14 protein-coding genes are annotated in these 13,659 nt (G+C 67.0%); 5 read left to right on the plus strand and 9 right to left on the minus strand.

Going from position 1 to position 13,659, the window contains the following annotated elements:
* Positions 1-33 precede the first annotated feature (33 nt).
* From VPH46_RS10205 to VPH46_RS10235, 7 genes are all read right to left on the minus strand, one after another.
* Positions 34-1,242 carry a CmpA/NrtA family ABC transporter substrate-binding protein gene (locus VPH46_RS10205; RefSeq protein ID WP_416610953.1) on the minus strand — a complete coding sequence of 403 codons (1,209 nt, stop codon included), beginning with the start codon at positions 1,240-1,242 and terminating at the stop codon, positions 34-36.
* Positions 1,239-1,820 carry an ANTAR domain-containing response regulator gene (locus VPH46_RS10210; protein WP_416610955.1) on the minus strand — a complete coding sequence of 194 codons (582 nt, stop codon included), beginning with the start codon at positions 1,818-1,820 and terminating at the stop codon, positions 1,239-1,241. The genes VPH46_RS10205 and VPH46_RS10210 overlap by 4 nt, the downstream gene beginning before the upstream one ends.
* A gap of 191 nt (positions 1,821-2,011) precedes the next feature.
* Positions 2,012-2,479 carry an LUD domain-containing protein gene (locus VPH46_RS10215; RefSeq protein ID WP_416610957.1) on the minus strand — a complete coding sequence of 156 codons (468 nt, stop codon included), beginning with the start codon at positions 2,477-2,479 and terminating at the stop codon, positions 2,012-2,014.
* A 155-nt stretch (positions 2,480-2,634) separates the two neighbouring features.
* The gene (locus VPH46_RS10220) at positions 2,635-4,029 is read right to left on the minus strand and encodes a lactate utilization protein B (protein WP_416610959.1); all 1,395 of its coding nucleotides are present in this window, start codon (positions 4,027-4,029) and stop codon (positions 2,635-2,637) included.
* Positions 4,026-4,790, minus strand: a complete 765-nt coding sequence (locus VPH46_RS10225; RefSeq protein ID WP_416610961.1) for a (Fe-S)-binding protein — start codon at positions 4,788-4,790, stop codon at positions 4,026-4,028. Before VPH46_RS10225 ends, VPH46_RS10220 begins: the two co-directional genes overlap by 4 nt.
* Before the next feature lie 57 nt (positions 4,791-4,847).
* A complete protein-coding gene (locus VPH46_RS10230; RefSeq protein ID WP_416610963.1) occupies positions 4,848-5,612 on the minus strand; it encodes an SDR family NAD(P)-dependent oxidoreductase in 765 nt (254 codons plus the stop codon).
* 18 nt (positions 5,613-5,630) lie between these two features.
* On the minus strand, positions 5,631-6,449 hold the full coding sequence (locus VPH46_RS10235) for an IclR family transcriptional regulator (protein WP_125961165.1): 819 nt from the start codon (positions 6,447-6,449) through the stop codon (positions 5,631-5,633).
* A gap of 172 nt (positions 6,450-6,621) precedes the next feature.
* On the opposite strand from VPH46_RS10235, the gene rhmD reads away from it, so the two are divergent.
* From rhmD to rhaT, 5 genes are read left to right on the plus strand one after another with little or no spacing between them, the layout of a single operon-like run.
* Entirely contained in the window at positions 6,622-7,815 is a 1,194-nt protein-coding gene (gene rhmD, locus VPH46_RS10240) for an L-rhamnonate dehydratase (protein WP_416611044.1), read from the plus strand.
* A 43-nt stretch (positions 7,816-7,858) separates the two neighbouring features.
* Complete coding sequence (locus VPH46_RS10245) at positions 7,859-8,716, plus strand: fumarylacetoacetate hydrolase family protein (RefSeq protein WP_416610966.1); 858 nt, start codon at positions 7,859-7,861, stop codon at positions 8,714-8,716.
* On the plus strand, positions 8,713-9,462 hold the full coding sequence (locus VPH46_RS10250; RefSeq protein WP_416610968.1) for an SDR family NAD(P)-dependent oxidoreductase: 750 nt from the start codon (positions 8,713-8,715) through the stop codon (positions 9,460-9,462). Before VPH46_RS10245 ends, VPH46_RS10250 begins: the two co-directional genes overlap by 4 nt.
* 52 nt (positions 9,463-9,514) lie before the next feature.
* On the plus strand, positions 9,515-10,420 hold the full coding sequence (locus VPH46_RS10255) for an amidohydrolase family protein (RefSeq protein WP_416610970.1): 906 nt from the start codon (positions 9,515-9,517) through the stop codon (positions 10,418-10,420).
* Complete coding sequence (gene rhaT / locus VPH46_RS10260) at positions 10,420-11,478, plus strand: L-rhamnose/proton symporter RhaT (protein ID WP_416610972.1); 1,059 nt, start codon at positions 10,420-10,422, stop codon at positions 11,476-11,478. The genes VPH46_RS10255 and rhaT overlap by 1 nt, the downstream gene beginning before the upstream one ends.
* Before the next feature lie 73 nt (positions 11,479-11,551).
* Here the strand turns inward: rhaT and VPH46_RS10265 are convergent, their stop codons facing one another.
* Together VPH46_RS10265 and VPH46_RS10270 are read right to left on the minus strand one after the other, a co-directional pair.
* Entirely contained in the window at positions 11,552-13,099 is a 1,548-nt protein-coding gene (locus VPH46_RS10265; RefSeq protein WP_416611046.1) for a cation:proton antiporter, read from the minus strand.
* 60 nt (positions 13,100-13,159) lie between these two features.
* Complete coding sequence (locus VPH46_RS10270; RefSeq protein WP_416610974.1) at positions 13,160-13,651, minus strand: cupin domain-containing protein; 492 nt, start codon at positions 13,649-13,651, stop codon at positions 13,160-13,162.
* Positions 13,652-13,659 lie beyond the last annotated feature (8 nt).

Genomic DNA, 13,659 nt, shown 5'->3' on the forward strand with positions numbered 1-13,659 from the left:
CGCGTTTGGCGCCACTTCGCAAGTGCAAAAACTTCACGACTGTCGCAGGGCTTCCAGATAGCCGGCGACATCCTCCGGATCGAAGGCGAGCCCATCGAAGAACCGGTCTGGCGCCAGTGTCAGAGTGCCTTGGTGCGAAGCGGCCGGCATCGGCTGTGCGAGCGCGCCCTCCACTTTCATGCTTGCCCCGGGCATCGCGACTCCGCTTCCGGCGAGCGCGCGGCGATAGAGGTCGGAGCGGAACACGCCGGCCGCTGCGCGCTCAGCCTCCGGGCTGGGAGCCACCATCTGCCAGCGGACGAGCTGCGAATAGATCCACAGCGCCTGACTACGCCACGGGAAGTTAGCCGCGCCGCGGTGAAACACCAGGAAGTCGGGCAGGCTTACCGGCTCGTCGCCTCGCCGGAGCGGCATGCGACCGCTCAACGCTTGGCCAATCAAGCTTGGCGCCTGGTCGACATATTCCGGTCTGGCGAGCAGCGCCGCCAGTTCCTCGTGATTCGCCGGATCGTCACACCACGCGGCGGCGCGATCGAGCGCGCGGAGGAGCCGGTCGAGGTCATCGCCATGGGCTTCGGCCCAATCCGTCCGGGTCGCCAGCACCTTTTCGACGCCGCGCTGCCAGATGTTCACGCCTGCCGCGGCGATCTCCCCGATGCCTTCGGCCACGGAGACGCTGCTCCAGGGCTCACCCGCGATGAAGCCATCGATCTCGCCCAACCGCAGCGCCTGGGTCATGAGTGACGGAGGCAGCACCCGCAGCGTCACGTCGCGATCGGGGTTGATCCCGGCATAGCCCAGCCAATAGCGCAACATCATCGCGTGGCTTGAAAAGCGGTGGACGATGCCGATGATCGGCTTGCGGCGATGCAGCCCGATCGCAGCGGCGAAATCGTGCGCGGTCGCGATCGGATCGGCAACGCGGTTGCGCGGATCGGGATCGAGCGCCGCGGCTAATTCCGACGAGAGCGTCAGAGCGTTCCCGTTGTCGTTGAGCTTGAACGGGGCGGCAATCGGGCACGGGGCTTGGCTGAGCCCCAGGGTCACGGCGACTGCGAGCGGCGCCAGCAGGTGCGCGCACTGCACCTGACCGTAGACCAGCCGATCGCGCACGGCCGCCCAGCTGGTGTCCCGCACCAGCCGAAGCGAAATCCCTTCCGCCTCCGCAAAACCGCGCTCGCGGGCTGCGACCAACGGCGCGCTGTCGGTAAGCGGGAGGAAAGCGATCGCGAGCGGCGTCATCGCCCATCTCCCAGCAAGTCGGCGGCAGTGATCAGGGCTTCGGCCACCTCGACGATGCGCCGTCCCTGCTTCATCGCGGTGGTGCGCAGCAGTGCATAGGCGCCGGGCTCGTCGAGGCCGCGGCTCTTCATCAGAATGGCCTTCGCGCGGTCGACCGTCTTGCGGTCGGCAAGTTCGGTACGAGCGGCATCAAGCTCTGCCTGCAGCTTGGAAAAGGCATTGAACCGCCGGATCGCGAGTTCGAGCACGGGTTTGATGCGCTCCTTGCGCAGCCCGTCCACGACATAGGCGGAAATTCCGGCGTCTATCGCGGCCCCGATCATCGACTCGTCCGACTGGTCCACGAACATTGCGATCGGACGCGCCAGTGCCCGGCTGACCGCGAGCATCTCCTCGAGCGAATCACGGCTGGCGTTGCCGAGGTTCATCAGCACGACGTCCGGCGCCATGCGTTCCAGCCGGGCGACGAAAGCACCCTGCGGAGGCACGACCTCGATCTCGTCAAAACCCGCGTCGCGCAGCCCTTCCTCAAGGATCGTGGCGCGCAAGCCGCTGTCGTCAATGATGGCGATACGCAACCTTGGCCCCCAGCCTTACGCACGCGAAGCTAGCCGCCGCACGTTCAACGTCAACGCCGCCGTGCATTGCCGGTAATTGCGAAACCGGTACGACTGATCCGGATGCTTCTCCAGCATGCCCGCCCGTTTCCCGCTCGGAGTGATTCTGTCCGCCCGAACCCAATGCTTCGGCAGCCGGGGAGTACTGGGCTCTAGTCAGGGGTATCCGTAACGAGCAGCACGTGGAGGAAGCGCGGGCCATGGGCGCCGCGCACATATTGCCCTTCGATGTCGGTGGTGCCGGACACGCCGGTCACCCAATAATGAGCGCGCACATCCCGCAGATGCGCAGGGATGTCTTCGAGCTGGGCCACGATCGTTCGCGCCTCGACCACCACCAGGTGATGGAGCGTCAGGAAGTTCGGCAGCATGGGCGCCGCAGGCCCGGTCTCGAAGATCAGCGAGCCCGTCTCGGCAACCGCGGACACCGCGCGCGCGATCGCCACCGGTTCGTCCGGGGCGCATGTCTCCCTGAGCGAAAAGCCGTTCCAGTCGCAGGTGCGCAGGCGCGGGTCCGGGGGCAGGTAGAGCGAGCGGGGGAGGGCGCTTGCGTCCAAATAGGCCGCTGCGGCGGCAGGAACCGCTGACCAGTCGCGCACCCGTTCGAAGGTGGCAGCCACGCTCGCAAGCCCCAGTTGCGCCAGGAACTGTGGGATAAGTGCCTCAGGGGCCACCAACGGGCGTTCCGGGCCCTTTGCTAGGATCGCCGCCTCCCGAGCGATCGCACCGCTGGGCCGCGAACGTCCCAAGCGCCCGAGGATGGCATCTCGTGCGCTCACCGGCGCCTCCCTCGTGCATATTGTTCCATGAAGGTCGTGCTTTCGGGTGCGGGAAGATCACGATGCCGGGTCCACCCTCCCGCGAGCGGAAGTCGCGAGATCCAGCCCGCCCGCGCCGCCATGCGCATGGCGCGTACCGCCAGTGCGCTGCCGAGGCGGTAGAGCCGCGGGTGGCGCACGCCCCACGCCCAGAGTCCCAGCGCCCGGCGCACCGTCTGCGGCTCCAGCCCCTCGCGCCAACTCTTCTCGCGCCAACCGCGCAACAGGGTGGGGAGGGGGATGTTGACCGGGCAGACCTCCTGGCACTTGCCGTTCATCGTGCAGGCGTGGACCAGGTCCCGGTTCGCCGACAGCCCGTCGAGGGCAGGAGTCAGCACCGCACCCATGGGCCCAGGATAGGTGCCGCCATAGGCATGGCCACCGATCTGCCGAAACACCACGCAATGGTTCATGCAGGCGCCGCACCGGATGCAGCGCAGCATCTCCGCGAGGCCGCTCTCGCGCATTTCCGTGCGGCCGTTGTCGACCAGCACGATGTGCATTTCTTCCGGGCCGTCGCGATCGCCGGCACGCCGCGGCCCAGTGTAGAAGGTGGTGTACTGAGTGAGCGCCGCGCCGGTGGCCGACCGGGCCAGCATCCGCAGCATGTGGATGGCGTGCGGCAGGGACGGCACCACCTTCTCGATGCCGGCGGTTACGATGTGGACACGCGGCGGCACGATCGAGAGCTCCGCATTTCCCTCGTTCGTCACGGTGCAGACGCTGCCGGTGTCCGCAATCAGGAAGTTCGCGCCGGAGATGCCCACGTCCGCGTCCAGCATCGCCGAGCGAAGGTGACGGCGAGCGCTTTCGGCCATCGCCGCAATCGTTTCTTCCAGATGCGGCTCGCGGTGCCGGGCACGAAAGAGCGCAGATACCTGCTCGCGCGTTTTGTGCATCGCCGGCCAGACGATGTGCGAGGGGCGCTCGCCGGACAGCTGGATGATGTGTTCGGCAAGGTCCGTTTCGACCCGCTCGATCCCGGCTTCCGCGAGTGCGTGGGGAAGACCGATCTCCTCCCCCAGCATCGACTTCGACCGCGCGACGGAGCGCGCGCCGGCACGCTTGCAGATGCCGACGACGGTCTCGCAGGCTTCCTCGGCGGTCCGCGCCCAGTGGACGGTGGCGCCGGCCGCCTCCGCGTTAGCCTCGAATTCCTGAAGATAGTGGCCGAGGTTTGCGACGACATGGTCCTTGATCGCCGCCGCACGCGTCCGTGCCGCCTCGAAATCCGGAAAGGCGGTGACGGCAATCGCGCGCTTGGCCTCGGCGGTACCAGCAGTACGCTCGACCGCGATCTTCAGGACGGGGTCGGCGAGTGCGTGCTCGACGCGCCGGGTAAAGCCGCTCACGGCGCCTCGCCGATGGCAGGGCCGTCGGCCATGCCTGCCAGCACCTCCACGGTATGAAACGCGCGGGTAGATGCACCGCGTCGGTGAAGCTTTCCCGCCATGTTCATCAGGCAGCCGAGGTCGCCCGACAGCAGCAGGTCCGCGCCGCTGGTCTCGATCGCCGCAGCTTTCTCCTCGACGATCGCGTTGGAGATGCTGGGGTATTTGACGCAAAAGGTGCCGCCGAAGCCGCAGCAGGTCTCCGCGCCGGCAAGCGGCACCTGCCGCAGCCCCTTCACCTGGGAGAGCAGCCGCCGTGGCTGCCGCTTGATCCCCAGTTCGCGCAAGCCCGAGCAACTGTCGTGATAGGCGACGCTCGCCTCCAGCGCAGCACGTGGCCGCCAATCGCAGACCTGGTCGAGATAGGTGAGAATCTCGTACGTCCGCGACGCCAGGGCTTGCGCGCGGGGTAGCCAGGCCGGGTCGTTCGCGAGCAACTCGGGATAGTGGCAGGCGATCGTCGCCGCGCAGGACCCGCTCGGCACCACCACCGCTTCATACGGCTCGAGCAGCGCGATCGTTTGCCGCGCGATGGCGGCCGCCGCTGCAGCATGCCCGGAGTTCAGCGCCGGCTGCCCGCAACAGGTCTGTGCCGCCGGCACCACCACCTCGCACCCCGCGTCCTCCAGCGCGGCGAGCGCCGCAAAGCCGATGCGCGGCCGCATGGCATCCACCAGGCAGGTGACGAAGAGCGCCACGCGGGGGCGGGGGGAAGGGGGCATGTCAGGCCGCGGTGGCAACCGGCGCCGCGGATCGGGCGGGGAAGGGGATGCCCGTCCTCATTGCAGGTTCACGTACATGCCGCCGTCCACCAGCAGCGCGGCGCCGGTGACATAGGCTGCCATGTCGGAGGCCAGGAACACGATCGGGCCGACCATGTCCTCCGGCTGTCCCAGGCGCCCCAAGGGCGTGCGCGCCTCCATGTACCGGCGCTTCTCCTCGTCCGCGAGATCGTCCTTGTTGATCTCGGTGAGGATGGTGCCCGGAAGCACCGAGTTGCAGCGGATGCCGTGTTTGCCGAGCGCGATCGCGGTCGACTGCATCAGCGAATGCACGCCAGCTTTGGTGGGAGTGTAGTGGGTTTGGAACTCGCCGCCGACCAGTGCCGAGATCGAGGACACTGCCACGATCGCGCCACCGCGGCCCTGCTCCACCATCTGGCGCGCGGCTGCCTGCACCATGTAATAGGCGCCGTGCAGGTTGACGCGGAAGGTGCGCTCCACCGTCTCCGCCGGGATGTCGAGAAACGCGTGAAAGGGGCAGATGCCCGCGTTGCTCACCATCACGTCGACCCCGCCGAAGCGGTCGACCGCGCGTGCCACGAAGTCGGTCGCCGTCGCTGCGTCGGCCACGTCGCCCTTGACCGCCAGCCCACGCCGACCGGCCGCCTCGATCGCGGTGATGCAGCTTTCCGCGTCCTCGTCGCGGCTGTGATAGTTGATGACGACGTTGGCACCATGTTGTGCGGCGCCGATCGCGGCCGCACGGCCGATGCCGGTCGAGGCGCCGGTGACAAGGACGGTCTTTCCTTCGAGCAGCTTCACGGGTCGGCAATCCTCTCGTTATCGGCGTTTGGGTGGACGGGCGGTGGGGGTCCAGCCAAGATCGCGGCTGATCTGTTCGGCGGTGCCACGGACTTCGTGACTCAGCGCCGCCATCCGGTCGTCGTCCATATATTGCGCCGCGCTCGACAGGCTGATGGCGGCGACGATCTTGCCGGACGCATCGCGCACGGGCGCCGCCACGCAGCGGATCAGATCCTCGTTCTCCTCCAGGTCGAACGCATGGCCTGCGGCCACATAGCCCCGCATCCGTTGCAGCCAGGTGGCGTAGTCGATCGAGGGCGCGCCGCCCGCCTGTTCGCGCTCGAACGCGCGCTGCCACTCGGCCTCCGGCGCATCGAGCAGCAGCGCCTTGCCCAGGCCGGTGGAGGTGAGGGGCTGGCGGTCGCCCACGCGGCTGGAGATGTCGACCCGCCGCCGCCCCGGGATCTTGTCCAGGTAGAGCGCGAGCTCGCCGTCCAGCCGGCCGAAATGCACCGTATCCTCGCTCTGCGCCGCCAGCGCCTCGATACGGGGGCGGGCGATCTGCACCACATCGGCCTGGCTCTGCGCCAGGAACCCTAGCTGCAGCAGCTTGGGTCCCAGCTGATAGCCCTCACGCGGGAGGTAGGTGACGAAGCCGCGGTCGATCAGCGCATTGGCAAGGCGATGGGTGGTCGAGCGCGTCAGCCCCATGCGCGCGGAAAGCTCGGCGAGCCGCACCGGCCCGTCGACCACCTGGTCCAGCAGGTCGAGCCCGCGCAGCAGCGTCTGACTGCCCTGCACCTTCGAAGCGGGCTTTGCCTCCGGCAATTCTTCGTTTGACGCGGTATTTTCCATCTCGTAACATCCTATCTCACAAATTGAGATTGTAAATGGGCATCGCCGGGAGATGCGGCGCGAGGGCAGACGATCCCCTCATATCATCGAAATCCGTATCACCAGATGGTATCGGTAACAGGCAGTGAGCACGATCGCCGGCAAGGCGGCGTCGAACAAGGGGATGGTGCAAATGGCATACACCGGGCTTCCCAGGATCAAGCACGTTCGAGCATTCACCGTCCGTGGCGGCGGGGCCGACTATCACGACCAGGGGGCAGGCCACTGGATCGACGATCATATCGCGACGCCGATGGCGCGCTACCCCGAGTACCGCCAGTCCCGGCAGAGCTTCGGCATCAACGTGCTGGGCACGCTGGTGGTGGAGATCGAGGCCGAGGACGGCACGATCGGCTTTGCGTTGACGACCGGCGGCGAGCCCGCCTGCTTCATCGTCGAGCGGCACCTCGCCCGCTTCCTCGAAGGTCGCAATCCGGCCGAGTACGAGAAGATCTGGGACCAGATGTACTTCTCGACCCAATATTACGGCCGCAAGGGGTTGGTGGTGAATGCCATCTCCGGTGTCGACCTTGCGCTCTGGGACCTGCTCGGCAAGCTTCGCGGGGAGCCGGTGCATGCGCTGCTCGGCGGGGCGGTGCGCGACGAACTGCAATTCTACGCGACCGGCTCTCGGCCGGACCTTGCCAAGGACATGGGCTTCATCGGTGGCAAGATGCCGCTCCACCACAGTCCTGCCGAGGGCATCGAGGGGTTCCGCAAGAACATCGCCGAACTGGCGACGATGCGGGAGCGGGTCGGCCCCGACTTCTGGCTGATGCTGGATTGCTGGATGGCGCTCGACGTCGACTATGCGACGCGCCTGGCGCTTGCGGCGCACGAGCACGGCCTGAAGTGGATCGAGGAGGCGATCAGCCCCGACGACTACTGGGGCTATGCGGAACTGAAGCGCAACGTGCCCCGGGGCATGCTGGTCACCACCGGCGAGCATGAGGCGACCCGCTGGGGCTTCCGCATGCTGCTGGAGATGGGCTGCTGCGACATCCTCCAGCCCGATGTGGGCTGGTGCGGCGGCGTGACCGAATTGCTCAAGATCTCCGCGCTCGCCGACGCGCATGGCAAGCTGGTCGTGCCGCATGGCTCATCGGTCTACAGCTACCACTTCGTCATCACGCGCCATAATTCGCCCTTCGCCGAGTTCCTGATGATGCATCCGGGGCCGAGCGAAGTGGTGCCGATGTTCCACCCGCAACTGATCGGCGAGCCCGTGCCGGTGAACGGCCGCCTGCGTGCGAGTGCACTCGACAAGCCCGGTTTCGGCGTGGAGCTCAACCGCGACCTGCCGATGCATCGCCCGTACGCACGCTGATCTCCTCCCTTTTTCCCAAGCCCCAACGAAAGAAGCCTCTCCCATGAAATTCTGCCGCTTTGGTGCCCGCGGATCCGAAAAGCCCGGCGTGGTCGACGCCCGGGGCGTGCTGCGCGACCTGTCAGGCAAGGTCGACCGGCTGACCGTCGCCGCGATCGCCTCGCTCGGCGATTTCGACGTCGAGAGCCTGCCCGTGGTCGAGGAGACCCCGCGCTATGGCGTACCCGTGGAAGGTATCGGCAAGATCGTCGCGATCGGTCTCAACTATGAGGACCATGCGATCGAATCCAACCTGCCGATCCCGACCGAGCCGGTCATGTTCATGAAGGCGCTCTCCAGCCTCACCGGACCCAATGACGAAGTGATGATTCCGAAGGATTCCACCCATACCGATTGGGAAGTCGAGTTGGGCGTCGTGATCGGCAGGACCTGCCGCTACGTCGAGGAGGACGGCGCGCTGGCGCATGTGGCGGGCTTCACCGTCGCCAACGACGTCTCCGAACGCTTCAATCAGAAGGAGCGCGGCAGCCAGTGGTCCAAGGGCAAGGGCCATGACACCTTCTGTCCCGTGGGCCCCTGGCTCGTGACCCCGGACAAGGTCGCCGACTGCCAGAACCTCGACATGTTTCTCGACGTGAACGGCGAGCGGATGCAGACCGGCAACACCCGCACCATGATCTTCGACGTCAAGCAGATCATCAGCTACGTCAGCCGCTACATGACTCTCTATCCCGGCGACCTGCTGATCACGGGTACCCCGCCGGGCGTGGGCGAGGGCAAGAAGCCTCACAAGATCTTCCTCAAGGCGGGAGACACAATGCGCCTGGGGATCGCCGGCCTCGGCGAGCAGCAGCAGAACGTCGTCGCGTGGCGCCACCTGGGTGACGAGGTGCTGGGGTGAGTGTCTTCCCCGACCGGTTCGCCGGGCAGGTTGCCGTCGTCACCGGCGGCGCCTCGGGTCTTGGGCTCGCTTCCGCCAAGCGGATCATCGCCGAAGGCGGAAAGGTCGCGCTTTGGGACGTGAATCCGCAAGCGCTTGCGACCGCGAAGGATCGGATTGGGGCGGCGCATGTCGTCGCTCTCGACGTGTCGGATCAGCAGGCGGTCGAGGCGGCTGCGGCCGCTACCTTCGAGGCGCTCGGGCGGATCGATGTGCTCGTCGCTTCCGCCGGCATCACCGGCGCGACCAAGCCGGCGCACGAGTTCCCGATCGACAGCTGGCTCCGGGTGATCGACATCAACCTGAACGGCATCTTCTACTGCGTACGCGCGGTGGTGCCGTACATGCTGCGCCACGGCTATGGCCGGATCGTCAACGTCGCCTCCGTCGCGGGCAAGGAAGGCAATCCCAATGCCTCTGCCTATTCGGCGTCCAAGGCAGGGGTCATCGGCTTCACCAAGTCGCTCGGCAAGGAGCTTGCCGGTAGCGGCATCATCGCCAACGCGCTGACCCCCGCCACGTTCGAAAGCCCGATCCTGGCGCAATTGCCGCAGAGCCAGGTGGACTACATGCGATCCAAGATCCCGATGGGGCGCCTGGGCGAGGTCGAGGAAAGCGCCGCGATGGTGTGCTTCATGGCGAGCGAGGAATGCAGTTTCACCACCGCCGCCACCTTCGACACATCCGGGGGGCGCACAACCTTCTGATCCCGCTGCGCGACCGCCCGAAAGAGGCGGCGCGTCACACGAGAGGAGACCCATGGAAGCCATTCCGTTCGTCGACGCCCATGTCCATCTTTGGGACCTCGGCCACATCCGCTATCCCTGGCTGACCCCGCCCTTCACCGAGGGGCCCGCAGGCGTCACCGAGCCGATCGCGCGCGATTATCGGATCGACGACTATTGCGCCGATGCCCGGTGCTGGAACGTCAAGGGCATCGTCCACATCGAGGCCGGTGCCGACCCTTCGCAGGCACTCGACGAAACCGAACGGCTGGAGGCGATTGCCGCCGACCGCGGCATGCCCAATGCCATCGTCGCCTTTGCGCCGCTCCATGATCCCGGCGTCGAGCCGCTGCTGGAGGCGCAGGCCGCGAACCCCCATGTCCGCGGCATCCGCCAGATCGTCAACTGGCACACCAATCCCCTGCGCACCTACACGCCGCACGACGTCACCCAGGACGACCAATGGTGGGCGGGGTTCGGGCTGCTCGCGCGCTATGGGCTGTCGTTCGACCTGCAATGCTATGCCGGGCAGATGGCAGGGTTGGCACCGTTGATCGAGCGCCACCCGGACATCCCGGTCATCATCAACCATGTCGGCATGCCGATCCCGACCGAGCGGGAGGGGCTTACCCGCTGGCGCCACGGCCTGCGTGCGCTCGCGCAATCCCCGCACGTCTCGATCAAGCTGTCGGGCGTCGGCTTCATCGACCGTAACTGGACGGTCGAAAGCATCCGGCCGTTCCTGCTGGAGGCGATCGACCTGTTCGGGACGGACCGCTGCCTGTTCGCGAGCGACAGCCCCACCGACAAGCTGTTCGCTCCCTTCGACCAGCATCTTGAAGCCTATCACGCGATCGTCGCCGATTTTTCGGAAGGCGAGCGTCGCGACCTGTTCGGGCGCACTGCCAACCGCGTCTATCGTCTGGAGCTGGATCTGTGATGGGCGCAAATCCGCTTCTGGGCGTGCTGTTCCACTGGATCGGCGGCCTCGCCTCCGCCAGTTTCTACGTCCCCTACAAGGGCGTGAAGCGCTGGAGCTGGGAGATCTACTGGCTGACCGGCGGCGTCTTCTCCTGGCTGCTCGCGCCGTGGTTCTTCGCCGCGATCCAGACCGAGGACCTGCTCGGCGTCCTTTCCCGAACGCCCACCGCCACCTTGTTGTGGCCGGTGTTTTTCGGCCTGCTGTGGGGCTTCGGCGGCCTCGGCTACGGCTTGGTGATGCGCTACCTAGGGCTGTCGCTCGGCATGGCGGTGGTGTTGGGGTTGTGTACCGTATTCGGCACGCTGATCCCGCCGATCTTCCAGGGCGACCTCCAGGAGAAGCTGCTCGACACGCCATCGGGCAACATCATCCTGTTGGGTCTGGTGATGACGCTTGCCGGCATCGTCGTCGTGGCGATGGCGGGTGCGCGCAAGGACGCCGCGCTCTCGCCAGAGCAAAAAGCAGCCGCCGTCGCCGAGTTCGATTTCCGCAAGGGTATCGTCGTCGCGATCTTCGCGGGGATCATGTCGGCCTGCTTCGCCTTCGGTCTTGCCGCCGGCGAACCGATCAAGCCGCTGTCCGCGGCGGCCGGAACGGGCCCGCTGTGGACCGGCCTGCCGGTGCTGTGCCTCGTTATGTTCGGCGGGCTCGTCACCAACGCTCTGTGGTGCGCGTTCCTGATCCTGCGCAACCGCAGCGCAGGCGAGTGGCGCGGGGGCGGGAAGGGCGGCGGGGCGCCGTTGCTGCGCAACTACCTCCTGTGCGCGATCGCGGGCACTGCCTGGTATTTCCAGTTCTTCTTCTACACCATGGGCGAAAGCCAAATGGGGCGCTTCGGCTTCTCGTCCTGGACGCTGCACATGGCGAGCATCATCATCTTCGGGACGCTGTGGGGCTTTGCGTTCCGCGAGTGGAAAGACGCACACCCGCGCGTTCGCTCGATGGTGTGGGGTGGCGTCGCCCTGCTGGTACTGGCGACCGTGGTGATCGGCTACGGCAACCTCCTGGGCGCATGAAGTGAGGCTGAGGGTGCCGGGTACACCCGCACGTTCGGTGGAAGACTATCGAGGTTAATCGCCCTGTGCCGGGTCAGGCGGAGCGCAGCACATTGTCGGAAAAGGAGCGCGCTTCGACCTCAGACCAGTCGAGTTCCTCCAGCAGGCGACGGTAGATATCCTCTGCGATGTCCCCGTTCTGCCGCATCTCGTTGAGCGCGGTGCGCTGATGCTCGACGACCTTGAGGTGCAGCGTGTCGAAGTCGGAGGGCGCTTGCGGATCCTCGGCATGCGCGGCAACTGCCCCCGCGGCGCCATAGCGGACGCGAAGCGCCCTGGCAGCATCGCTCTCGTTGCCAGCGAGCACCGCGACGCCGGCATCGATGATCCGCCGTCGTGCCGTACCGAGCTTCGTCGCTAATCCGGCGTCCTCGCCGATGTCGAGCCATCGGATCAGCGGCCCCAGCGTCAGCCCTTGGACGACGAGGGTGCCGATGACGACGGTGAACGCCGCGAGCACGATCAGGTCGCGCCCCGGCATGGCTGCCGGGAGGGCAAAGGCGGTGGCAAGGGTCACCAGTCCGCGCATTCCTGACCAGCCGAGGATCAGCGCGGCACGCCAGGGCGGCGGCTTTGGGAGCCAGGCGGGTGCATGATGGCGCGAGATCAAGCCTTCGAACGCGCGCACCAGCAACACCCAGGCGAGCCGCGCACCCAGGACGGTCGCCAGCACGATCAGGGAAAACACGATCGCGGGAAGCCGCTCGGCGCTGTCCAGCCGCAGGAGCACGTCGCGGGACTGCAGCCCCATGATCATGAAGGCAACCACGTTGAGGACCAGCACGCCCGCAGACCAGACCGCCCGGCTCTGGATCCGATCGCGGGCAGGCTGGCCGAGGGGACGCCGTTGCGCCACCAGCAGGCCGAATGCGACCACCGCCAGCACGGCGGAAAGATGGAGCCGCTCCGCGAGCAGCCAGATCGCGAAGGTGACCGCGAAATCGGCAAGGCTTGAGCCGAGCGTTCCGGAAAAGAGCGGGACGATCCGCAGGTACAGCCAGGCCGCCGCCAAGCCGAACAGGATGCCGCCGGGCGCTGCTGCGGCGAGAACGAGGGGGGTGGCGGCCGTGTCGGTGTTCGTCGCCAGTGCGACCGCCAGCCCGAACAAGAGGAGGGCAGTCGCGTCGTTGAGCAGACTTTCTCCTTGCAGCAGCAGCAGGCCGCGGCGCGGGATGCCCACTTCGGACAGCACGGCCTCTGCCGCCGCGGCATCGGGCGGTGCGACGATCGCGCCGAGGGCGAATGCTGCGGCAAGCGGAAGTCCGGCCACGGCGACGCCAACGAACGTGACGGCGGCCGTGGTCACCAGCACGGCGAAGACCGCCAGCGACAAAAGCGGGAACCAGAAGCGGCGCAGGCCCCGAAAGCTGGTGTGATAGGCGGCATGAAGCAGTGCGGGCGCGATGAACAGCGCCATCGCGAGAGCCGGATCGAGGTCGATGTCGGGGGCAAAGGGAAGCAGCGCGAAGCCGATGCCGGCTGCCGCCAGCAACGTCGGATAGGGGACGTTGAGCTTGCGTGCGACGACCAGCAGCAAAAGTGCCGCCAGGAGGATCGCGTCCAGGCCTTCGAATAAATGCACCCGGATCAACGGTGCGTGCGGCGATTGGCTCCCCGCCTTGCTGCACGGGGATCGCTGGCGTCAGCGTGCCTCCGGCCGCGGTAGCTTTGTGCCCAGCAGCACCAGCCGATCGCCGGTGATCCCGAACCAGTGCGGAACGCCGGCTGGGATCAGGATGACGTCGCCCGGCACCAGCTTGCGTGTCGTGCCGCCGGTGATGCGGCTTCCTTCGGTCAGCCCGGGTTGGGTGACCTTTGCCTCCTCGAGCGTTCCCCCGGAGATCATCGTGCCGGCGCCTGCCACGACCAGCGCGTATTCGGCTTCCTCCGGATGGACGGCGGGACGGCCGGGCGCCTTCCAATATTCGAGCGCCGCTATCGTCTTGTCGTCGCGCACCAGCGGCCGGCTGGAGAAGCCTTGCCCCGGCTTCATCGCGCGGCCCATCTCCTCCACCTGCGCGGCTACGTCCGCGGCGCTCGCAAAGCTGGTGGGATCGCCGCTCTGCGCCGTGGCCGGTGTCGCTGTGATGAGCAGCAGTGCTGCGCAGGCGCTCCGCCGCAGAAGAGAGCGCACGGACGCGT

The organism is Sphingomonas sp. MJ1 (PH-R8), from assembly GCF_048058635.1.
Classification (GTDB): domain Bacteria; phylum Pseudomonadota; class Alphaproteobacteria; order Sphingomonadales; family Sphingomonadaceae; genus Sphingomonas.

Excerpts from the sequence above, each read along its gene's own strand:
- VPH46_RS10205 (WP_416610953.1), bottom strand. The coding sequence starts at position 1,242 with ATGACGCCGCTCGCGATCGCTTTCCTCCCGCTTACCGACAGCGCGCCG.
- VPH46_RS10225 (WP_416610961.1), bottom strand. The coding sequence starts at position 4,790 with ATGCCCCCTTCCCCCCGCCCCCGCGTGGCGCTCTTCGTCACCTGCCTG.
- VPH46_RS10235 (WP_125961165.1), bottom strand. The coding sequence starts at position 6,449 with ATGGAAAATACCGCGTCAAACGAAGAATTGCCGGAGGCAAAGCCCGCT.
- rhmD (WP_416611044.1), top strand. The coding sequence starts at position 6,622 with ATGGCATACACCGGGCTTCCCAGGATCAAGCACGTTCGAGCATTCACC.
- VPH46_RS10245 (WP_416610966.1), top strand. The coding sequence starts at position 7,859 with ATGAAATTCTGCCGCTTTGGTGCCCGCGGATCCGAAAAGCCCGGCGTG.
- VPH46_RS10255 (WP_416610970.1), top strand. The coding sequence starts at position 9,515 with ATGGAAGCCATTCCGTTCGTCGACGCCCATGTCCATCTTTGGGACCTC.
- rhaT (WP_416610972.1), top strand. The coding sequence starts at position 10,420 with ATGGGCGCAAATCCGCTTCTGGGCGTGCTGTTCCACTGGATCGGCGGC.